Source organism: Bacillus sp. 22-7 (genome assembly GCF_010628845.1).
Classification (GTDB): Bacteria; Bacillota; Bacilli; order Bacillales; family Cytobacillaceae; genus Cytobacillus; species Cytobacillus firmus_B.
The window spans coordinates 84,674-106,620 of sequence record NZ_NJQY01000016.1 but is presented as its reverse complement, the minus strand read 5'-3'; the positions used below and the strand labels follow the sequence as shown (position 1 = coordinate 106,620).

The following is a 21,947-nucleotide window of genomic DNA, read 5'->3' as shown; positions in this document are numbered from 1 at the left end:
TTATCGAATATCTCAGTAAGTAATGGAGTTGTTCATATGGCAGAACGGATCGCCGAGGAGAAAGTAAATGAGATTCGGCAAGCTGTAGATATTGTTGATGTCATTGGCGACTATATCCAATTAAACAAGCAAGGACGCAACTACTTTGGGCTTTGTCCTTTTCATGGCGAAAATACTCCTTCCTTTTCTGTATCACCCGAAAAGCAAATCTACCATTGCTTTGGATGCGGAGCAGGAGGCAATGCGTTTTCTTTTATAATGGATTTAGAAGGATATTCCTTTCAGGAAGCCGCATTAAAACTCGCTGAAAAGGGAAATATCAAGCTCGAAATTGATGCATCCGCAGCATCAGCAAAATCAATGCCTTTGGATGTACAGCAGATGATGGAAGCCCATGAGCTTCTGCGTAAATTTTATCACCATCTGCTTGTAAACACAAAAGATGGTCAGCATGCATTAGAATATTTGCTGAATAGAGGCTTTACGATGGAATCGATCGAGAAATTTCAAATCGGTTATTCATTAAAGTCCTGGGATTTTGTCTTCAAGTTCCTGACTAAAAGAAAGTTCCCCGAAGGCGTCATGGAAAGAGCAGGACTGATCATCAAAAGGGAGAAAGATGGGAACTATTTTGACCGCTTCAGAGATAGAATTATGTTCCCGATTTTTGACCGCAGCGGAAATACGATTGCTTTCTCAGGGAGATCCCTTGGGGCCGATGAGCCCAAATATTTAAATAGCCCTGAAACAGCAATCTTTAATAAAAGCAAAACTTTATATAATTTTCATTTGGCGAGACCACAGATTAAAAAATTGCAGAGAGCCGTTCTTTTTGAAGGGTTTGCAGATGTAATCGCCGCTGATCGTGCTGGCGTCGGTAATGGTGTTGGTACGATGGGCACTGCTTTAACTGAAGAACATGTTGCTTCCTTAAGAAGAAATGTTCAATCAATCACGATCTGTTATGATTCCGATAATGCCGGTATCGAAGCCGCATACCGGGCAGCAAACCTGCTAACGGAAGCAGGCTGCCAGATCAGAGTGGCACTGATGCCTGACGGCTATGATCCGGATGATTATATTAAAGAATACGGCGAAGAAAAATTTCGTCATGATGTAATCGAATCCAGCATAACCTTTATGGCATTTAAACTTCTTTATCTCCGCAGAGGCAAAAGGCTTCAAAATGAAGGAGATAGGCTCCTTTATATCGAAGAGGTATTAAAAGAAATCAGCCGACTTGATAAAGCGGTGGAAAGAGACCATTATCTTCGCCAGATGGCGAATGAATTTTCACTTTCTCTGGAAGCCTTGAAAGAGCAGCAAAAACAGGTTTATTACACGGAGAAGAGAAAAAGCAGCCAGAAGGGCAAAGGTGCTTTCGAGCCTCAAAAAAGGCTGCAGACACCCAAAAGGGCTGATAGTCTTAAACCCGCCTTTCATACAGCGGAAAGAAGGCTGATTGCCCATATGCTCAGGAGTAGTGACATAGCATTTAAAGTTCAGGATATGCTTCAGGGAAATACATTTAACATCGATGAACATCAGGCTATTATTACCTATCTTTTAGGTTTCTACGAAAAAGGCCATACGCCTGATCCGAGTGCATTCATAAATTTTATAAATGATGAAAAGCTTAAGCGTATTGTGGTGGATATAGAAATGATGTCCATAAATGATGAAATAAGTGAACAGGAATTATCAGATTACCTTAAACAGGTGTTGAATTATCAAAAGATGTTAAAAATAAAAGAAAAACTAAATGAAGAAAAGGAAGCAGAACGCCAGAAGGATTATGCTAAAGCGGCTTTAATCGCAATGGAAATTCTTCATTTGCGAAAGTCACTATAAGAAGGCTGTGTGCCTTGAATAAATGTTTTGGGATTAGCATTACCTTAGGAAAAGTCCCATTTTAAGAAGATTTAGAATGTGTGTGATTTTTGGAAGGAGGGGGACATATGGCTGAAAAGTCGGCCCGTTCAAAAGAGGTTGATACAGAATTGACCCTTGAACAAGCGAAAGATCAATTAGTTGAAATAGGAAAAAAGACAGGTGTCCTTGCCTATGATGATATAGCAGAAAGATTGTCTCAATTTGAACTTGATTCCCACCAGATGGATGAATTCTATGAATTCCTCGGAGATCAGGGTGTTGAGTTAGTTGGTGATAATGAAAATGAAGATCCGAATGTTCAGGAACTTGCAAAAAATGAGGAAGAATTTGATCTTAATGATTTAAGTGTCCCTCCGGGTGTGAAAATTAATGATCCTGTCCGTATGTACTTAAAAGAAATTGGACGTGTTGATTTACTCTCTGCAGAAGAAGAGATTGCACTTGCCAACCGTATTGAGGAAGGCGATGAAGAAGCTAAAAGACGCCTGGCAGAAGCGAACCTCCGATTGGTTGTGAGTATCGCGAAAAGGTATGTAGGACGCGGAATGCTGTTCCTTGACCTTATCCAGGAAGGGAATATGGGACTGATAAAAGCGGTTGAAAAATTCGATTACCGCAAAGGATTCAAGTTCAGTACGTATGCAACATGGTGGATACGCCAGGCCATTACGAGAGCGATTGCTGACCAGGCCAGAACGATACGTATTCCTGTCCATATGGTGGAAACCATCAATAAATTGATTCGTGTTCAGCGCCAGCTTCTTCAGGATCTTGGCCGTGAACCAACACCGGAAGAAATTGCTGAAGATATGGATTTAACTCCAGACAAAGTAAGAGAAATTCTTAAGATTGCACAGGAACCTGTTTCATTAGAAACACCTATCGGTGAGGAGGATGACTCTCACTTAGGTGACTTCATCGAAGATCAGGATGCCACTTCTCCATCGGAGCATGCGGCATACGAGCTTCTGAAAGAACAGCTTGAAGATGTTCTGGACACACTGACTGACCGAGAAGAAAACGTTCTGCGTCTTCGATTCGGCCTTGACGATGGCCGTACGAGAACTTTGGAAGAAGTCGGCAAGGTATTTGGCGTTACCCGCGAACGTATTCGCCAAATCGAAGCCAAAGCCTTAAGAAAGCTGCGCCATCCGAGCAGAAGCAAACGTTTAAAAGACTTTTTAGAATAAAAAATAATTGCCAGTGGATAGTTTACTTCTTACAATGGAAGTAAACTATTTTTTTTGACAGGATGTGCTTTGGTTGGAAGAAAACAGAAAAAAAATCATTGTTAACGAGCTGCTGCATTGGAAAAAGAGCCGAATGCTCCCTGACCATTATTGTGACTACCTGCTTGCTCTTTACACCGAAGGAAGTCAGCCGAAGGGAATAAAAAAACGTAAAAATACAGTGGTTTTATATCTTGCCAACCTTATCCTCCTACTGCTGATTCCAATTTCTGCTTTATTAATTTATTTTACTGAATTGTCTATTACTTTGCAAACCGTCATTTTAATTCTTTTCATGTCTTCGGATATTTTCTTTATTTTTTATTTTTCTAAAAAAGTAAAAATGATACATATCCCCATCATATCAGGAGCTTTGATTTTACTAATGGGATCTGTTGATATTGTATCGGTGTTATATCCAGGAAACGAGAGAATTCTCTATGTTTCCCTAGTAATTAATTGTGTTCTTTGGCTGTTTTCAGGATTAAAATGGAAATTCCTATATCTATGGATTTCAGGGGCTCTTGGCTTTCTTTTATTAGTTATTTCTATATTCATATAATAAAATATTTTAAAAAGTTTTTAAATGTTGAGAAAACTCTAATATCCCTTATATAATAGTAATGAAAGCGTATACAACTTTTGTTCTTATAAGGGGGATTTACATGAATTTTGACTTAACTGCAGAACAGAATATGATCCTTAAAACAATCAGGGAATTTGCTCAGGAAGAAGTTGCACCAGGAGCTTTGGAAAGAGACCGTACAAAGGAATTTCCAGTAGAAGTATTTAAGAAAATGGCTGACCTTGGCTTGATGGGGCTTCCTTTCCCTGAAGAATATGGTGGCGCAGGGGCAGATACTGTTAGCTTTGCTATTGTAACAGAGGAGTTGAGCAGGGCTTGCGCGTCAACTGGAATCACTTATTCCGCGCATATATCACTTGGAGGAGCACCGCTTTATTTATTCGGTACCGAAGAGCAGAAGCAAAAGTATCTGGTGCCTATCTGTACAGGTGAGTCTTTTGGAGCTTTCGGGCTGACAGAGCCTAATGCAGGCTCAGATGCTGGCGGTACCAGAACCACAGCTGTCGAAAAAGATGGTGAATATAGCATTAATGGTAATAAATGCTTTATTACGAATGCCAGCTATGCGAAGCATTTAGCTTTGACTGCTGTCACGGGTGAAGTGGATGGAAAAAAAGAAATCAGTGCGATTATTGTTCCAACGGATGCAGAAGGATTTACCGTTATCGATAATTATGAAAAAATGGGACTCAATGCCTCAAATACAACTGAACTGGTACTTGAAGACGTACGCGTTCCGACTGAGCACTTGCTCGGCAAAAAAGGCGAGGGCTTCAAACAGTTTTTAATCACACTGGATGGAGGGCGTATTGGTATTGGGGCAATGGCTTTGGGGATAGCGCAGGCTGCTTATGATAAAGCGCTTCAATATGCAAAGGAGCGCCAGCAGTTCGGCCGTTCTCTCTCAAACTTCCAAGCTATTCAGTTTAAACTTGCAGATATGGCGATGAAAATTGAATTAGCACGAAATATGGTCTACAAGGCTGCATGGCTGAAAGATCAGGGGAGACCATTTGCCAAAGAAGCTTCCATGTGCAAGCTCTATGCCTCAGAAATCTGTATGGAAATCGCCGACCAGGCTGTCCAGATCCACGGCGGATACGGCTATATGAAAGAATACCATGTTGAACGCTATATGAGGGACGGTAAGCTTACAGAAATCGGTGAAGGCACCTCTGAAGTACAAAGAATGGTCATTGCGCGCCTCATCGGATGCTAAGACTATATATTATAGGTATGAATAAGCTATGCAGGTGAAATAATTAGCAAAAACTCCATCCTCAAGATGGAGTTTTTTGTCCAATTTATGAACAAGATTTGACAAAGTTTACAATAGGGCTTTTCCTTCTGTCTTTTTTAAAGTAAAATAGACATTGTTTGTATACTTACTTAAACTGAATGTGCTTACATAAGGGAGGTTAAATCATGAATCGCAATCCAATCATTCCATTTGTGTTAATTATGGTTTTTGGTGTGGTAGCAATGTTCCTAGTTTCTTTTAAAGGTCTTGGCGATATGGAAGAGCTTGCAAAAGAACAGGAAGGCGGCGGTGCTGAAACTGAAGAAACTGCAGCTGCGACCCCTGAAGAAATTTACCAGAAGAGCTGTATCGGATGTCACGGTGACCAGTATCAAGGCGGAGTTGGTCCTGCTCTAACAGGTGTAGGCGATCGTTTATCGCAGGATGAGATCGCTGATATCGTAGTAAACGGTAAAGGCTCAATGCCTCCAGGATTAGTGCCTCAAGACAAAGCTGCCGAAATGGCTGAATGGTTAGCAGGCCTTAAGTAATACCTATAATGAAAGTCCTTTGCATATGTAAAGGACTTTTTTTATACTATAAGAAAGGCTATCGTAAATTGACGATAGCTTTTTTAACTTTTGCTCAGGAAGAGCAGGCGCTTTGCGCTTTTTACAATACATAAATAAGTGGTGACAGAATGAATACTGAAAAATTATCAAATCGGCTTGAAGCTGTAACAAATTATATTCCCTCAGGCGCACGAGTAGCTGATATCGGCTCAGACCACGCGTATTTGCCATGCTATGCAGTAAAGAAAGGGATCGCCTCTTTTGCTGTTGCTGGTGAAGTGGTGGAGGGTCCCTATCAATCCGCCAAAAAACAGGTGAAAATGGAAGGACTCGAAAATCAGATCTCCGTTAGAAAAGGGAACGGGCTTGAAGTAATTAGCCCAAATGAAGTTGACTGCATAACTATTGCAGGCATGGGAGGGGCTTTAATTGCAAGCATTCTTGAAGAGGGGAAGAGCAAGCTTGCTTCTGTAAAGAGGCTGATCCTGCAGCCGAATTTAAGTGCTATCTCAATTAGAAGCTGGCTGATTGACAATGGCTGGGAGTTAATAGCCGAAGAAATTCTTGAAGAAGACGGAAAGATCTATGAAATCCTTGCAGCTGAAAAAGGAGAGCCGTATAAACCCTACAAGAATAAAGAACAAGGTTTGTTGATGGGCCCTTTTCTTATGGAGCAAAAATCAGCCGTATTTCAAAACAAGTGGCTCGGCGAAAAGAAGAATTGGGAGAGAATCCTTTTGCAGCTTGAAAAAGCAGCAAATTCCAGTGAAACAGAGAAGAGAAAACAGGAGTTAAAGCGGAAAATCAAAATGGCAGAGGAGGTATTGATGCAGTGAAAAAAATAAATGGACATGAGATTATCCAACTATTTGAACAGTATTCCCCAAAAGGATATGCGATGGAAGGAGACAAGATTGGCCTCCAGGTTGGCAGGCTTAACACTCCTGTTGAAAATGTCATGATTGCTCTGGATGTTCTCGAAGGTGTAGTTGATGAGGCAATTGCAAAGAATGTTCAGCTGATCATAGCTCATCACCCGTTAATATACAGACCTCTGCAAAAAATTCCCACTGATACTCCATCAGGAAGAATTATTGAAAAGCTTATCAAACATAATATAGCTGTGTATGCAGCACATACAAATTTGGATATCGCCAAAGGCGGCGTCAATGATATGCTGGCTGATGCACTGAAGCTTTCCAATACAGAAGTCTTATATCCCACATACGAAACTGTATTGAAAAAGCTAGCTGTGTTTGTGCCTGAAGAAAATGCTGAGTCTTTAAGACAAGCACTTGGAAACGCAGGGGCTGGTTCAATCGGCAATTACAGTCATTGCTCCTTTACGTCTTCAGGGACAGGGCAGTTTAAGCCTGGCAGTGAAGCAAATCCTCATATTGGCCAGCTGGGTGAGCTTGCGGCTGTTTGTGAAGTCTGCATTGAGACCATTTTTCCCGAACATATAGAAAAGAAAGTGCTTTCTGCTATGTTCAAAAACCATCCTTATGAAGAAGTTGCCTATGATATTTACAAGCTTGAAAACAAGGGTGAAGTTCTGGGGCTGGGTAAAATTGGAGTAATTGGCGAGATGACTCTGGGGGAATTTGCTGAGCATGTAAAACAAACACTTGAAGTGGAGAGAGTTCGTGTAGTGGGCGACCTTTCTTCAAAAGTGAAGAAAGTTGCTGTTCTGGGGGGAGATGGAAACAAGTACTTTATGTCAGCAAAGATGAAGGGTGCTGATGTATATGTGACGGGGGACATGTATTACCATGTGGCACATGATGCGATGATGACGGGCCTGAATATTGTTGATCCCGGCCATAATGTTGAAAAGGTAATGAAAAAAGGAGTCACCCAAAAATTATCTCAGATGTGTACAGAAAAAGGGTATAGCGTATCCATTTTTCCTTCTGAAGTTCATACAGATCCGTTTAAATTTGTCTGATAATAAACAGAACCGGCCTCCCTCAGGGACCGGTTCTGTTTATTGCAGTCTAACGGGCAGTAAGATCCCACTTCAAGAATCAGAGAAGTGGGGGTCAAACTGCCCGTAAAGGCCCGATTGGTTTAACTAACAATCAGCGGGGGATAAAGCCCCCCGCTGATTGAAGTTTCACTTTATATGCACTTCCGTTTTTCTTATAACTTTGCAGGCTTCTTTACTTTCGGAAGTATTTTATTTAGCGGCACTTTCTTCTCGCGTGACCATGTGGACTCATCAGCCGGATCAAATTGTTCAAGGAAAGTAATAACTTCCTTTGTAATCGGTGTCGGGGTTGAGGCTCCTGATGTAACGGCAACTGTTGATGCCTCTTTAATCCAATTCACATCCAGTTCAGTAATATCAGCAATACGGTAGGCTTTTGTCCCCGCAATTTCTTCTGATACCTGTGCAAGACGATTGGAGTTATTGCTCTTAGGGTCACCTACAACGATTAATACATCGGCCTGGCCAGCTTGTTCTGCAACTGCTTCCTGGCGGACCTGGGTAGCCATGCAGATTTCTTTGTGGAACTCTGCATGAGGGTATTTTTCCTTAATCTGATCCATTACATGGACAACATCCCATTGGCTCATTGTAGTCTGATTTGTCACCAGTATTTTATCAGCCTGTATGTTAAGTTCATTTACATCCTCAACAGTCTGCACTAAATGAACTGCATGGGGAGCCACTCCAACTGCACCTTCAGGTTCAGGATGGCCTTTTTTGCCAATGTAAATGATTTGAAAGCCTTCCTTTTCCTTTTCCCTGATCAAGTCATGTGTCCTTGTTACATCAGGGCAGGTTGCATCAAGTGTTACAAGGCCTTTTTGTTTCGCTGCTTCCCGCACTTCAGGTGAAATGCCATGTGCTGTAAAAATGACAGTGCCTTTGTCCACTTTATCCAGGATTTCTTTGCGGTCTTTACCATCAAGTGTAACAATGCCTTCCTCTTCAAAAGCATCTGTCACATGTTTGTTATGGACGATCATACCCAAAATATAGATGGGTCTCGGCAAAGATGGGTCAAGTGCAGCGTTCCTTGCAATCACCATTGCATCCACCACACCGTAACAATACCCCCGAGGAGAGATTTTTATGACGTTCATCGGTATATCCTCCCTAATTAAAAGCTTATATATGAATTGAACTGAGTTCTGTTTCTAAACGGAAAAACTCCATATTGCATCTTTATTATATAAGAGATAAACCGATAATACAAAAGGAGTAATTTTTCTTAAAGAAAAAGAAAAAAGAATGCCCCGGCATCCTTTTCTTTAAATATATAATTTGGGTTTGGAAATACCTTCTGCTGATGATCGCTTGGCAGCGGGCTGTTCCATCTCATGCTCCTTATTGATGTTTTTTGGCCTTGAATTCTGTTTCTTTTTTTCTGTATTTGCCTGAGGGGATTCCGCTTTAGCTTCTGAAGCTGTCTCATCAGCTTCAGGTGCATCCTTTATGCCTCTATAAAGCTTCCACATGGCAGGAAGATTCCTGACCAGCGGTCCATACTGCTGAACCATAGGTCCGATCTGCTGTGCTGTATTTAAGACCTTTTGAGTGTTGGTTAAAAAACCGTTTATGGAAGATGGGTTGCTTATTGACTGAAGGATGCCACCGCCTGCCTGCGAGCCCCCTGCAGCTCTTGCAGCTCCCATTCCTGCTCCAGGCTGGGCATTTCCTTTTCCTAATATTTTGGAGAGCAATCCTCCTCCGCGTTTCATTCCCGGAGGACCGCCCATCATTGGCCCCATGGGAGGTCTACCCTGCATCGGGGTCATAAAAGGATGGGGATGCATCCTTCCGCGCATAGGGGGTCTTGATCCTGGCATCATATTAATTGGCCTCCTTTCGCTGCATAGTTCTTCTTCTTAAATAAAAATTCATATTATAAAGTATGCGTTTATCCCATTTTGGTTTAGGCATTATGCAGAAGAAACCAATTTATTTATTAAAATCACCTAAAAAGCTCATCATAAAAATATAAATGCCTGTTTGAGTGGTTATTTGCAGGAAACTTTATTATAATAACAGGATGTAAGAAAAGCTCGGAACCAGCAAGTTGTCAGTTGATACTAGTAGATCTTACTCACTAATATATGTTTCGGATGAAGCCTGAACCAAGGCAAATCTGAATAATTGAGGAGTTTTTTATATGAACGAAACGAAATTTGACCGATTTAATTTAAAGCCATTTATTATAGAAGCGGTTAAAGATTTTGGCTTTTTTGAGCCGACAGAAATTCAGGAAAGAATGATCCCTGCCGTGCTGAAGGGTGAAAGCGCAATAGGGCAATCACAGACAGGAACAGGAAAAACGCACTCATATGTGCTGCCTATCCTTCATAAGGTTGATCCTTCCCGTCAGGAGGTTCAGGCTATTATAACAGCTCCAACCAGAGAGCTTGCCAATCAGATATATCATGAAATTCTTAAGGTTACAGAGCATTGCCCGGAGGGAGAAGAAATAACTGCACGCTGCTATATTGGCGGTACGGACAAGCAGAGAACCATTGAAAAGCTTAAAAAACAGCCTCATGTGGTTGTAGGCACACCGGGAAGGATCAATGATCTTGTAAAAGAACAGGCATTATTTGTGCATACTGCCGAAATCCTTATTGTGGATGAAGCAGATTTAATGCTCGATATGGGATTCATTGAAGATGTTGATCAGATTGCAGCAAGGATGCCGGAGAAGCTCCAGATGCTGGTGTTCTCAGCTACCATTCCAGAGAAGCTGAAGCCTTTCCTGAAAAAATACATGGAAAATCCTAAATATGTTCACGTGGAGCCTAAGCAGGCCGCAGCAGCCAATATTGAGCACTGGCTTCTTCCATCCAAACACCGTAATAAAGTGGAGCTGGTCTATCAGGCACTGACTTCCTTAAATCCTTACTTAGCCATTGTTTTCACCAACACCAAGAAAAAAGCAGATGAAGTGGCAGACGGATTAATCAGCAAAGGCCTGAAAGTCGGACGTATCCACGGGGACCTTAACCCGCGTGAAAGAAAGAAAATGATGAAGCAGATTCTCGACCTTGAGTTTCAATATATTGTGGCTACAGACCTGGCTGCCCGGGGCATTGATATACAGGGAATCAGCCATGTAATCAACTATGAGCTTCCAACTGATCTTGATTTTTATATACATCGGGTTGGGCGTACAGCGCGTGCAGGTTTCTCAGGAATTGCTGTAACAGTGTATGAGATTTCCGATGAGGATGCATTAAACAGACTTGAAAAAATGGGAATCGAATTCAGGCACAAAGATCTGCAAAAAGGTGAATGGACAGACCTGGAAAATCGCAACAAGCGGAAAACAAGACAGAAACAAACAGATGACATTGATAAAAAAGCCGCTTCATTGGTGAAAAAGCCGAAAAAAGTAAAACCAGGCTACAAAAAGAAAATGAAATGGGAAATGGACAAAATAAAAAAACGCGAAAGAAGAATCAAGCGTAAATAAAGAAATAAAGGGAGAGGTATTGTCATGCTGAAAATTGGATCACATGTTTCCATGAGCGGGAAAAAAATGCTTCTAGCAGCAAGTGAAGAAGCTGTTTCATATGGCTCCAATACATTTATGATCTATACAGGAGCTCCGCAAAACACAAGAAGAAAAAAAATCGAAGATCTGAACATTGATGCCGGGCTGAAGCATATGGCAGAGAACGGGATTGCTGATATTGTTGTACATGCTCCTTACATTATCAATATCGGGAATACTTCAAACCCATCAACATTTGAATTAGGCGTTAATTTTCTTCGATCTGAAATCGACCGCACCGAAGCGATTGGAGCTAAGCAGATCGTTCTCCATCCCGGCGCCCATGTTGGGGCAGGAACAGAGGCCGGCATCAAAAAGATCGTAGAAGGCTTAAATGAAGTCTTAAACGGCGAAGAAAATGTGCAGATAGCACTTGAGACCATGGCGGGAAAAGGATCGGAGTGTGGAAGGTCCTTTGAAGAGCTGGCTATGATTATAGAGGGAGTCAATTATAACAACCACTTATCTGTATGCTTTGATACTTGCCATACACATGATGCAGGATATGACATTGTGAATGATTTTGACGGGGTATTGGAAGAATTCGATAAAGTTATTGGACTTGACCGCCTGAAAGTTCTCCATATCAATGACAGCAAGAATGAGCGCGGAATGCGTAAAGACCGTCATGCAAATATCGGCTTCGGCCACATCGGCTTCAGCGCGTTAAATTATATTGTCCATCATCCTCAATTAAAGGATATCCCTAAAATTCTGGAGACTCCTTATGTTGGCGAAGATAAAAATAATAAAAAAGCCCCTTATAAACATGAAATTGATATGCTGCGCAGCCAGGAATTCAATGAAAGCTTATTAGAAGCTATTACGGCTGTATAAACATAGTAAAAAGCTGTGCCTGGACTGCACAGCTTTTTTGCATGAGAAATTAAGTATCATAAACTAAGTTCTATTTTGTAAATTGCAAAAAAAGCCTGTTTACTTCCCTTGCAGTTTCCGGGCCGGCAATCCTGGCAATTTCCTTTATGATTTTTGTCCTTTCCCGGTCATCAAAGATGTTTACCTGTTTGCCTCTCAAATGATCTGCAATTTTTTGGGCCTGCGCTTTTGTTATCTGGATGTTGAACTGCTCCCCATATTTTAATAATTCATCTGCGGTTATATTGCTTAATTTATGATTAATGATGTTTTCGAATATTTTCACTTTCATCACTCCTCCTCAGTACTGTATGAGTGAAGAATGTGAATAGTGACAATAAGTTTTAAGATTTATGATAAAAGCATGTACCTTTACTTTAAATGCAGGTTCCTGTATACTGTGTTAGTAAATCGTAATGATTCTTAATATTTTAGGTGATAAAAATGGAACAGCCAATAATTGAAATAGCTCATGTATCTTATAGATATGAGAAAGAGAATGTTCTTGAGGATATCAATCTGACCATTAATTCAGGAGATTTCCTCGGAATTGTAGGTCCCAATGGGTCGGGTAAATCAACCCTTTTAAAGCTTATTCTGAATTTGCTTAAAGTGCAGAAGGGGAGCGTCAAACTGTTCGGCCAGGAAATCAGCCGATTTAAGGATTGGCAGAATATTGGATTTGTTTCTCAAAAGGCAAATTCATTTAATACAGGATTCCCGGCAACAGTCTTTGAAGTCGTTTCAAGCGGCCTTACAAAGAAGCTGGGGCTTTTTAAATTTATGGGCAAGGCCGATCAGGCAAAAGTTATGCGTGCAATTGAATCTGTTGGCATGCATGAGTATGCAGGACGTAATATTGGCGAGCTTTCAGGCGGGCAGCAGCAGCGGGTCTTCATCGCCCGGGCATTGGTAAGCGACCCGAAATTATTAATATTGGATGAACCTACAGTAGGTGTGGATGTGAAAAATGTTCAGTCCTTTTATGAAATGCTGGATGATTTAAATAAGGAGCTGGGCATTACTTTATTGCTTGTTACGCATGATATTGGGACAATTTCTGATAAAGTCACTCATGTGGCATGCCTGAATAAAAATTTGCATTTCCATGGAAATACAGCAGAATTTGAAAGCTTGAATATAAATGAAATGTCGGAAATCTACGGACATGATGTACATGTCCTGACACATAACCATGATCACCATGATCACTACCACCACGATAAAGGAGCAGGCAGATGATTTCGGGAATCCTTCAATATGAATTTTTACAAAATGCTTTTTTAACTGGAATGATCATCGGGATCATTGCTCCTCTTCTGGGTGTGTTTATTGTTGTCAGAAGGCTATCTTTAATTGCCGATGCTTTAAGCCATGTCACACTTGCAGGCATCGCTGCAAGCCTGCTGCTCGAAAAGAAATTTATCGGTCTGAGCGGGTTGAACCCTTTGTATATGGGGATGGCTTTTTCAGTAGCCGGGTCGTTGTTTATTGAAAAGTTGAGAGCTGTTTATAAGCACTATCAGGAGCTGGCTATTCCCATTATATTATCTGGCGGCATTGGGCTTGGAGTCATATTCATTTCACTGGCTGACGGATTCAATACAGATTTATTCAGTTATCTCTTTGGCAGCGTCAGTGCAGTCAGCCGGCTTGATTTATGGACTATTTTGATTATCAGCGTGCTTGTCATTGCACTTGTGGTCTTGCTCTATAAAGAATTGTTTTTGCTGTCATTTGATGAAGAGCATGCCAAGGCATCCGGAATAGCTGCCAAAAGTGTCCACTTCATATTTATTGTGATGGTGGCCCTGGTTATAGCTGCTTCCATGAGAATAGTGGGTATTTTATTAGTTTCCTCCCTTATGACATTGCCGGTTGCTGCGAGCATCAGAATTGCAAAAGGATTCAAGCAGACCATTTTCCTGTCCATGCTTTTTGGTGAAATATCAGTTCTGGGCGGATTGACTATTTCCTACTATATTGATTTGGCGCCGGGCGGAACAATCGTTATGATTGCTGTATTAATACTGATTGCAACAATATTGCTGAAAAAACTTGCGGGCATGAGGCCGGCATAAATATATGTGACTTCTATCCCAGATGATTTAAAAGCAAAAAAGAGGTGGAAAGAATGAATGTTGATGAAGCCATGCAGCTTTTAAAGGATAAAGGCTATAAGCATACGGGGAAAAGGGAAGAAATGCTTCAGCTGTTTGCCGACAGTGATAAATATATAACGGCTAAAGATGTTCTGGAAAAAATGAAAGATAATTACCCTGGACTTAGTTTTGATACCATTTACAGAAATTTATCGTTATTCGTAGAACTGGGTATTTTTGAAATGACTGAGCTGTCAGGCGAAAAACACTTCCGCTTTACGTGCTCTCATGATCATCATCATCATCATTTTATATGCCTGGATTGCGGAAAGACGAAAGAAATTGAAGTCTGTCCTATGAAACAGGTGCAGGAAAATCTAAAGGGCTATGATGTTTCAGGACATAAGTTTGAAATATATGGTAAATGCCCGGAGTGTTTTTAATACTGGAACAAACAAAGAAGCATGGAGCTATTTTTCCATGCTTCTTTTTTGCTGAAGCCAATCTTCTGCCCATGCATTGGCTTCCTTCCAGTTTCGGACTCTTATGACGCCATTGGGAAGGGGATCCTGATTATAGGGTGTATCGAATAAAATGACAGGAATTTCGCAAGCCTCATGAATCATGACCGCATTATCATGCTTGTCTTCCAAAAAGATATCCACCTCATACTTTTTGGCAGCTTCGATTTTATCATGGTTTCCGATCAGTTCGATATGATCAAACTCCAAAGCGTTCTCTAAAAACCATTCCTCTGTGACTTGCTGCAGGTGAGAACCCCTGGCACTTATAAAATACAATTCATGCTCCCGTTTCCATTTGGTCAGAACTTCCTTTGCGCCTTTTGCCAGGGGGGATTCTTTGTAGATAATGGGCTCATTTTCATAAAACCAATGTGCAAATTGTTCTTCTGAGATCGTCACTAAAGGTGTTAAATCGTATTGCTTAATATCATTTAAAGTAATATTCAAATTAAATGCTTCATTTAAATACGGAACCATGGCTTCAGGGCTGGTAACCGTTCCGTCTATATCGATGCCAAAGCGCTTCTTCATTTTAATAATCTCCTTTAATGCATATATCCCTTATCTTAACAAAAGTCGTGGCCTTGCAAAAGAGTGCTGCAGGCCAGATTTCACAGTTAAACATTAACATCTTAAAAAAGTCTTTTATCGCAAACACTATAAATGCTCCATTAAGCAAACAATACGCTTTAGGAACACCGCAAAGAAAGAGAGGGATCATGATGGCAGACCAAGATCGCACCAATGAAGAATATGACCTTCGATACAGTGAACGAATTGGTGAAGCAGATGCAGCAGATTATTCAGAAGAAGCTGCTGCAGAAATAGCGGCGCCGGGTGTCTATGACAGGTCGCTTGATCGGGATGAGGAAATCGAAGAAGAAGCAGTTCAGGCCAATTATTCTGAGGAGACCTCAGCAGAAATAGCAGCGCCAGGAGTCTACAATAGATCATTGGACAGGGATGAAGAGAATGAAACCGCTGCAGCCGGCAGAGGAGTTGGTTATGCAGCCCTGGCACTTTCCATTTTATCTTTGTTTGTACTGCCGGTTCTTTTTGGAGCAACAGGAATTGTCCTAGGTTTTATCGCAAGAAGAAGAGGTTCAGAAAGCCTTGGAGGCTGGGCGATTGCCATAGGAGCGATTTCCATTATTGTCGGTATGTTTATACTGCCGTTTTTTTAGAAAATAAGAAAAAAGCCTGGCTTCCAAATATAATTTGGTGCCAGGCTTTTCTGTTTAATTTATCGTGCGGTTCTTTCTATGGCTGCAGGCTTTCTGACTGTGCTTTTTCTTCTTCCTGTTTTGCAAAATATTCTTCAGCGATTTTGTCGATTTCAATCTTAAGTTCCTCGACCATCGTTTCTTCTGGAACCTTCCTTACAATCTGGCCTTTGCGGAACAGAAGACCTTCTCCGCGGGCGCCGGCAATGCCGATATCAGCTTCCCTGGCTTCACCAGGTCCGTTAACCGCACAGCCCAATACAGCAACCTTAATGGGCGCTTTAATTTTTTGAATATATTCTTCCACTTCATTAGCAATACTGATTAAGTCAATCTCAATCCGTCCGCATGTTGGACAGGAGATCAGCGTGGCAGCATTGGAGGATAAGCCAAACACTTTAAGAAGTTCGCGGGCAACCTTGACTTCTTCAACCGGGTCTGCACTCAATGAAATTCTTAATGTGTTTCCAATGCCTTTGCTTAATATTGCCCCGAGTCCAGCAGCGCTTTTCACAGTACCGGCAAAAAGTGTACCTGATTCTGTTATACCTAAATGAAGAGGGTAGTCAAAAGCTTGTGAAGCTTTCTCATATGCTTCAATGGCCAAGTTCACATCGGAAGCCTTCATAGAAACGATGATGTCATGGAAATCAAGGTCTTCTAAGATTTTGATATGATGCAGGGCGCTTTCAACCATGCCATCTGCTGTAGGGTATCCGTATTTCTCGAGGATTCTTTTCTCAAGAGAACCTGCATTTACCCCAATCCGGATAGGTATTCCTTTTGCTTTGGCAGCCTTGACGACTGCTTCCACTTTTTCTCGTTTACCGATATTTCCGGGATTAATGCGGATTTTATCTGCTCCGCCCTCGATAGCCTTAAGAGCCAGCTTGTAATCGAAGTGGATATCAACAACAAGAGGTATGTTAATTTGTCTTTTAATATCTGCTATGGCATTTGCAGCTCTTTCATCTGGGCAAGCAACACGTACGATCTGACAGCCTGCTTCTTCCAGCCTTTTAATTTCGGCTACAGTTGCTTCAACATCATGTGTTTTTGTTGTGGTCATGCTCTGGATGAACAGCTCATTGCTTCCGCCAATTGTTAAAGGCCCAACTTTTACAGGCCTTGTTTTCGTGCGATGTATAATTTCACTCAATGGAGATTCGCTCCTTTTTATCTATTCATATAACAGCTGAATAGTGCGCTGTTAGAGAAGGTCCACTCTATTGTATCAATGAACCGCTGATGTTGACAAGAATGATGATTAGTTGTCCTGACTATATTTTGGGAATTTATAGGTTTCACCGGATTTAATTTCTTCAGGCTGCAATCCATTGTTCAATTCCGAGAAGTCAGATACCACCTGGTCTATGCCAACCGGAATTGGCCCATCAAGGTTTAGTTCAATTATTGAAAGAACTGTCTCTCCCGGATTGACCTTTTTCTCAAAAAAGCCTGCGTCTGTTTCTGCAGATGGAATTGTGCTGGCCTCCATAGACGGGTTATGCCCAGCTGGGAGTGTACCATGATTCAGGTCATAAAAAATTACGTAAATTACAAGGGCTGAAAGCAATACTCCCGCGAGTTTCTTCATATTGGACAAACCTCCTGCAAATAGCATGTTTACCCAATATGTATGCTTGTCCTATCGTGCTTAGACCAACAAAAGATCTCTTTTTATTATTCTGCAGACACAAGAGAATTATTTTAATGCAAAATAAAAAACGCGCGGGTGCACGTTTTATTTTGGGTTATGAGCGGGAACTTCCCTAATGGCCAGCAGAAGAATAATAAGGGAAACAAGCCAGTTAATAATTGCCCCGTTTTGCACGGTGGTTTGCAGGGCTGACATGATAGCAAAGAAAATGGCCGGCAAAGTAATGCTGTAGGCAGACATGCGCCATAACTGGCGGTATTCCAGTTTTTTGGCAAGTGCTTTTTTGATTAGAAGGCCTGCCAGTGCTAACATGGATATCTCAATAAATCGAATGCCCGCTGCAAAGATATAAATGAGAATCCCTATTAAGGGAATAATAATCGGCATAAGGGATTCTGCAGAAACAAGGAACTCGGAAAGATCACTTTTGGAAATTGTGCCGCCCGACAGCATCGAGTATGGATATGTCTGTTCCTGTCCTTCTGCACGTATGTAGACTTCATTTGTCAATAAAGCAATCGTATTGCCGCTTTCGGTTAGAACTGAAGGGTCAACTGCACCAGTCGAATCAACAATGATTGTAAAGTCATCCTTGCTGATGGTAACTGGTGCTTTTTCATCTGTGTAAAGCTGTCCATTTTTTATTTCAAAATTGGGTAATTGATTATCAATGGTTTCATCAATAGCATTGAAGCCATTCATGATTCCTGCCCCTGAATAAAATGCGGTTGGCAATACTGACAGCAGGGTAAGGAAAAACACATACAAAATAGTCTTGCCTATTCCCTGATGCCTGAATAAAGCAATATCTTTAGGAGAAAACAAACTTTTATAAAACTGAACAAAAATATTCATTTGCACACACCCTTTTTGAGATTCACATTCTTATTTTAGCCAAATTCCTAGGAGTTACAAGGGAAATACTCTTTTGGTATTAAAGCAATACTTCTTCTGTTTTTGTAATGAAACTGTAACATTAGGGGTCAATGTTAAGGTATTGTAAATTTGGCTCTGATTATATTTACTTTTATCTTGAATAACATTAATAATTGTATGGGGTTTGATGAATCATGTCGAATAAATTATAGGGGTTGAAAATTGTGGAACTAAATGTTCAGCAAATGCTTTTTGAATTTTTGGGGGGACTTGGTATTTTCCTTTACGGAATCAAGTTCATGGGTGACGGGCTCCAAAAATCAGCTGGTGACCGGCTGAGAGATTTATTAGATCGTTTTACGACAAATCCGCTAATGGGGGTATTGGCGGGTGTACTTGTCACCATCCTTATACAAAGCAGCTCTGCAACTACTGTAATTACAGTTGGTTTAGTATCAGCCGGGTTCATGACTTTGCGCCAGGCGATAGGTGTAATTATGGGGGCTAATATAGGAACTACTGTTACTGCATTCATCATTGGGATTGATATCGGTGAGTATGCTCTGCCGATCATTGCTTTAGGCTCAATCCTATTGTTTTTCTTTAAAAATAAAAAAGTCAATAACTTTGGTCAAATCGTCTTTGGTTTTGGTGCGTTATTCTACGGACTGGAATTAATGAGCGGAGGAATGAAGCCTCTTCATTCATTGGAAGCTTTTCATGACTTGACCGTCAGCATGAGTTCAAACCCGATTCTGGGTGTTGTTGTAGGGACAGTATTTACTGTAATCGTTCAGAGCTCGAGTGCAACAATCGGTATTCTCCAGGGCTTGTTTTCTGAAGAACTGATCAATCTGGATGCCGCACTGCCGGTTCTGTTTGGAGATAATATTGGTACAACCATTACAGCCGTTTTAGCAGCTATTGGAGCGTCTGTTGCTGCAAGAAGAGCTGCAGCTGTACACGTACTGTTTAACTTAATCGGTACAACCATTTTCTTGATCTTACTAAAACCTTTTACATTCTTAGTTGAAACACTGCAGGGTAAAATGGATCTGAATCCTGAAATGACAATTGCCTTTGCACATGGAATTTTTAATGCGTCTAATACACTTCTTCAGCTTCCATTTGTAGCTGTACTGGCATGGATCGTGACTAAGCTCATTCCGGGTGAAGATGCGGTTGCTGATTATAAAGCAAAGCATTTGGATCCTATGTTTATTGAACAATCACCATCGATTGCACTTGGACAAGCTAAGGAAGAAGTGCTCCGTATGGGAACGTTCTCTGTACGCGGACTTGAAGAAACGGTTCAGTATTTAAAAACAGGCAATCAAAAACATTCCGATACTGCATACCAGTTAGAAGATGCAATTAATAACCTTGACCGTAAAATTACAGATTATTTAATTAAGCTTTCTACAAGCTCACTTTCTGCAAATGAATCTGCTGAGCACACAATGCTGATGGATACGGTAAGAGATATTGAGCGTATCGGTGATCATTTCGAAAATGTAATAGAACTGATTGATTATAAACAGGCAAATAAAGTGTCCATTACTGATTCAGCCATGGCAGATCTGGAGCAAATGTTCAAATTAACTATTTCCACCGTCAAAGAAGCTATGCAGGCACTGGATCATAATGATAAAATTGCTGCAGAGCATGTTGTAAAAAAAGAAGAAGAGATTGACAAGATGGAAAGAAAGCTCCGCAAACAGCACATTCTTCGATTGAATGAAGGCCTCTGCACTGGACAGGCCGGCATTGTGTATGTCGACATTGTCAGCAACCTGGAGCGTATCGGTGATCACGCTGTGAATATTGCTGAAGCTGTTTTAGGCGAAGAATAAGTGGTAAAATAAGCAGGGGATAATCCCTTGCTTATTTTATTTTAATGAAGAGGTGCTGATAGTGGAGATAGTTTATTGGACACTGATTATTCTGTTGATTATTATCGCTTTTGCCGGTTTGGTTTTTCCAATTATACCAAGTGTGCTGTTTTTGCTGGGCGGTTTTATCCTTTATGGAGTTCTTTTTTCTTTTGATCCGTTTAACTGGCTATTTTGGACGATTCAGGGGCTGTTTGTTCTCCTGCTGTTTGGAGCTGATTACGTAGCCAATATGATGGGCGTGAAAAAATATGGCGGTTCAAAAGCTGGTGTATGGGGAAGTACAATCGGCCTTTTAGCTGGCCCATTTGTCATTCCTGTACTGGGAATCCTGATTGGGCCATTTCTTGGAGCGGTTATTGCTGAACTCGCAGTTAACAGGACAAACTTTAATGATGCTTTAAAGATTGGATTCGGATCTGTAATCGGATTTGTCAGCAGCGCAGCAGCCAAAGCGGTAATCCAGGGAGTTATGATTATTTATTTTCTTTTTGTGGTTCTATAAATAAGGCTGTTTTCGCAAGGTTTGATGCTTTTTATATTTTATTTACTGAGCTGATTGCAGCGGAAGGTGCGATATCCTCGAAAATGCATTCGCATTTTCTTCGTGTGGTGTTTACTCAAGGGGCTTATTCAATGTCGTGCGGGCGTAGCGGGACAGGTGAGACCCCGCAGACGCGAAGTGTCGGGGAGGCTCACCGCACGCCCAGCGGTTCGCTGAGCAGCCTGGAGCGGAAATCAACAGATAACATTGTTGGCGCAAACAACTATTTATACGAAAAGAGACTTAAATTAGCAAGCTCGTTGGGATTAAAAAATACTAAATTGGATAATGTATATATGTAGCAAAGCATTTTGTTTGAAACAAAAATCCAACTTTGGTAATCTTAATCTAAAGACCTTAGAAACATTATAAAATCTGAATTTTATAAATGATTGAATTGTTTCGGGGGCTGACCAAATCATATACATAGGGAGGAATTTTATTATGGCATTCGAATTACCGCAATTACCTTACGCTTACGATGCATTGGAACCAAACATCGACAAAGAAACGATGAATATCCACCATACAAAGCATCACAATACTTATGTAACAAACCTTAACAATGCGTTAGAAGGGAACGAAGAGCTTCTTTCTAAAACTGTTGAAGAAGTGGTATCCAACCTGGATGCTGTTCCTGAAGCTGCCCGTACTGCTGTACGCAACAACGGCGGCGGTCATGCAAACCATTCTCTTTTCTGGCAGATCATTTCTCCTAATGGCGGCGGAGAGCCAACAGGTGAATTAGCAGATGCCATCAGCAGCAAATTCGGAAGCTATGACAGCTTCAAAGAAGAGTTCGCTAAGGCGGCTACAACTCGCTTTGGTTCAGGCTGGGCATGGCTTGCAGTAAACAATGGTGAACTTGAAGTAACAAGCACACCTAATCAGGATTCACCATTAATGGAAGGCAAGACTCCAATCCTTGGCCTTGACGTTTGGGAGCATGCTTACTACTTAAAATACCAAAACCGCCGTCCTGAATACATCAATTCTTTCTGGAATGTTGTTAACTGGGATGAGGTTTCTAAGCGTTACAGCGCTGCAAAATAATAAATCAAACAGCACGGCAGATTATATCTGCCGTGTTTTTCTTTTTACATTGAATTTGCGGCGGTTCTTGTGCAAATTTCTAAATCATTGCATAACCGCAGTGGCTTTGTAGGAGACTACCCTTAGAACCAAAGGGGAGTTTT

General features: G+C 41.1%; 23 protein-coding genes. 16 read left to right on the top strand and 7 right to left on the bottom strand.

The features are described from left to right. Window positions 1-36: 36 nt before the first annotated feature. From dnaG to CE058_RS14155, 7 genes are all read left to right on the top strand, one after another. Window positions 37-1,851 carry a DNA primase gene (dnaG, locus tag CE058_RS14185; protein WP_163143472.1) on the top strand — a complete coding sequence of 605 codons (1,815 nt, stop codon included), beginning with the start codon at window positions 37-39 and terminating at the stop codon, window positions 1,849-1,851. A 107-nt stretch (window positions 1,852-1,958) separates the two neighbouring features. After that, entirely contained in the window at window positions 1,959-3,083 is a 1,125-nt protein-coding gene (rpoD, locus tag CE058_RS14180; RefSeq protein WP_035332682.1) for an RNA polymerase sigma factor RpoD, read from the top strand. A gap of 73 nt (window positions 3,084-3,156) precedes the next feature. Continuing rightward, a complete protein-coding gene (locus tag CE058_RS14175) occupies window positions 3,157-3,684 on the top strand; it encodes a hypothetical protein (protein ID WP_163143469.1) in 528 nt (175 codons plus the stop codon). Between the two features lie 103 nt (window positions 3,685-3,787). Further along, window positions 3,788-4,927, top strand: a complete 1,140-nt coding sequence (locus tag CE058_RS14170; protein ID WP_163143466.1) for an acyl-CoA dehydrogenase — start codon at window positions 3,788-3,790, stop codon at window positions 4,925-4,927. A gap of 206 nt (window positions 4,928-5,133) precedes the next feature. Further along, window positions 5,134-5,499 carry a cytochrome c550 gene (gene cccA, locus CE058_RS14165; RefSeq protein ID WP_026583849.1) on the top strand — a complete coding sequence of 122 codons (366 nt, stop codon included), beginning with the start codon at window positions 5,134-5,136 and terminating at the stop codon, window positions 5,497-5,499. Window positions 5,500-5,648: 149 nt separating this feature from the next. Then, on the top strand, window positions 5,649-6,356 hold the full coding sequence (locus tag CE058_RS14160; protein WP_048011148.1) for a tRNA (adenine(22)-N(1))-methyltransferase: 708 nt from the start codon (window positions 5,649-5,651) through the stop codon (window positions 6,354-6,356). Further along, window positions 6,353-7,468 (top strand): Nif3-like dinuclear metal center hexameric protein, encoded by a 1,116-nt coding sequence (locus CE058_RS14155; protein ID WP_048011147.1) that lies wholly within the window; start codon window positions 6,353-6,355, stop codon window positions 7,466-7,468. The genes CE058_RS14160 and CE058_RS14155 overlap by 4 nt, the downstream gene beginning before the upstream one ends. A 194-nt stretch (window positions 7,469-7,662) precedes the next feature. Here CE058_RS14155 and CE058_RS14150 read toward each other — a convergent pair whose 3' ends face one another. Both CE058_RS14150 and vrrA read right to left on the bottom strand, forming a co-directional pair. Further along, window positions 7,663-8,613, bottom strand: a complete 951-nt coding sequence (locus tag CE058_RS14150) for a 4-hydroxy-3-methylbut-2-enyl diphosphate reductase (protein WP_048011146.1) — start codon at window positions 8,611-8,613, stop codon at window positions 7,663-7,665. A gap of 168 nt (window positions 8,614-8,781) precedes the next feature. Further along, window positions 8,782-9,342 carry a VrrA/YqfQ family protein gene (vrrA, locus tag CE058_RS14145; RefSeq protein WP_163143463.1) on the bottom strand — a complete coding sequence of 187 codons (561 nt, stop codon included), beginning with the start codon at window positions 9,340-9,342 and terminating at the stop codon, window positions 8,782-8,784. Between the two features lie 320 nt (window positions 9,343-9,662). On the opposite strand from vrrA, the gene CE058_RS14140 reads away from it, so the two are divergent. Then, on the top strand, window positions 9,663-10,973 hold the full coding sequence (locus tag CE058_RS14140) for a DEAD/DEAH box helicase (protein ID WP_048011144.1): 1,311 nt from the start codon (window positions 9,663-9,665) through the stop codon (window positions 10,971-10,973). A gap of 24 nt (window positions 10,974-10,997) precedes the next feature. Continuing rightward, window positions 10,998-11,891: a deoxyribonuclease IV gene (locus CE058_RS14135; protein ID WP_163143460.1), complete on the top strand. Its 894-nt coding sequence runs from the start codon at window positions 10,998-11,000 to the stop codon at window positions 11,889-11,891. A 70-nt stretch (window positions 11,892-11,961) separates the two neighbouring features. Here the strand turns inward: CE058_RS14135 and CE058_RS14130 are convergent, their stop codons facing one another. Then, window positions 11,962-12,222 carry a DUF2624 domain-containing protein gene (locus CE058_RS14130; protein ID WP_048011142.1) on the bottom strand — a complete coding sequence of 87 codons (261 nt, stop codon included), beginning with the start codon at window positions 12,220-12,222 and terminating at the stop codon, window positions 11,962-11,964. 152 nt (window positions 12,223-12,374) lie between these two features. On the opposite strand from CE058_RS14130, the gene CE058_RS14125 reads away from it, so the two are divergent. The 3 genes from CE058_RS14125 to zur are packed head-to-tail and all read left to right on the top strand — an operon-like array spanning window position 12,375 to window position 14,475. Then, on the top strand, window positions 12,375-13,172 hold the full coding sequence (locus CE058_RS14125) for a metal ABC transporter ATP-binding protein (protein ID WP_048011141.1): 798 nt from the start codon (window positions 12,375-12,377) through the stop codon (window positions 13,170-13,172). Continuing rightward, on the top strand, window positions 13,169-14,011 hold the full coding sequence (locus CE058_RS14120) for a metal ABC transporter permease (RefSeq protein WP_048011140.1): 843 nt from the start codon (window positions 13,169-13,171) through the stop codon (window positions 14,009-14,011). Before CE058_RS14125 ends, CE058_RS14120 begins: the two co-directional genes overlap by 4 nt. Window positions 14,012-14,064: 53 nt before the next feature. Further along, window positions 14,065-14,475, top strand: coding sequence for a zinc uptake transcriptional repressor Zur (gene zur, locus CE058_RS14115; RefSeq protein ID WP_035332694.1), 411 nt, complete (start codon window positions 14,065-14,067; stop codon window positions 14,473-14,475). Window positions 14,476-14,502: 27 nt separating this feature from the next. Here the strand turns inward: zur and CE058_RS14110 are convergent, their stop codons facing one another. Next, window positions 14,503-15,087, bottom strand: a complete 585-nt coding sequence (locus CE058_RS14110) for a hypothetical protein (protein WP_163143457.1) — start codon at window positions 15,085-15,087, stop codon at window positions 14,503-14,505. 188 nt (window positions 15,088-15,275) lie between these two features. Between CE058_RS14110 and CE058_RS14105 the strand changes: the two genes are divergently transcribed. Continuing rightward, complete coding sequence (locus CE058_RS14105; protein WP_163143454.1) at window positions 15,276-15,740, top strand: DUF4190 domain-containing protein; 465 nt, start codon at window positions 15,276-15,278, stop codon at window positions 15,738-15,740. A gap of 76 nt (window positions 15,741-15,816) precedes the next feature. Here the strand turns inward: CE058_RS14105 and ispG are convergent, their stop codons facing one another. The 3 genes from ispG to CE058_RS14090 form a co-directional block, all read right to left on the bottom strand. After that, window positions 15,817-16,929, bottom strand: a complete 1,113-nt coding sequence (ispG, locus tag CE058_RS14100) for a flavodoxin-dependent (E)-4-hydroxy-3-methylbut-2-enyl-diphosphate synthase (RefSeq protein WP_174749694.1) — start codon at window positions 16,927-16,929, stop codon at window positions 15,817-15,819. A 117-nt stretch (window positions 16,930-17,046) separates the two neighbouring features. Continuing rightward, window positions 17,047-17,376 carry a hypothetical protein gene (locus CE058_RS14095; RefSeq protein ID WP_163143451.1) on the bottom strand — a complete coding sequence of 110 codons (330 nt, stop codon included), beginning with the start codon at window positions 17,374-17,376 and terminating at the stop codon, window positions 17,047-17,049. Window positions 17,377-17,523: 147 nt separating this feature from the next. After that, the gene (locus tag CE058_RS14090) at window positions 17,524-18,294 is read right to left on the bottom strand and encodes a DUF1189 domain-containing protein (RefSeq protein WP_163143448.1); all 771 of its coding nucleotides are present in this window, start codon (window positions 18,292-18,294) and stop codon (window positions 17,524-17,526) included. A 266-nt stretch (window positions 18,295-18,560) separates the two neighbouring features. On the opposite strand from CE058_RS14090, the gene CE058_RS14085 reads away from it, so the two are divergent. From CE058_RS14085 to CE058_RS14075, 3 genes are all read left to right on the top strand, one after another. Next, the gene (locus tag CE058_RS14085; RefSeq protein WP_457990187.1) at window positions 18,561-20,168 is read left to right on the top strand and encodes a Na/Pi cotransporter family protein; all 1,608 of its coding nucleotides are present in this window, start codon (window positions 18,561-18,563) and stop codon (window positions 20,166-20,168) included. 61 nt (window positions 20,169-20,229) lie between these two features. Beyond that, complete coding sequence (locus CE058_RS14080) at window positions 20,230-20,712, top strand: DUF456 domain-containing protein (RefSeq protein WP_163143445.1); 483 nt, start codon at window positions 20,230-20,232, stop codon at window positions 20,710-20,712. 483 nt (window positions 20,713-21,195) lie between these two features. After that, window positions 21,196-21,804: a superoxide dismutase gene (locus tag CE058_RS14075; protein ID WP_035332705.1), complete on the top strand. Its 609-nt coding sequence runs from the start codon at window positions 21,196-21,198 to the stop codon at window positions 21,802-21,804. The last annotated feature ends 143 nt before the right edge of the window (window positions 21,805-21,947 follow it).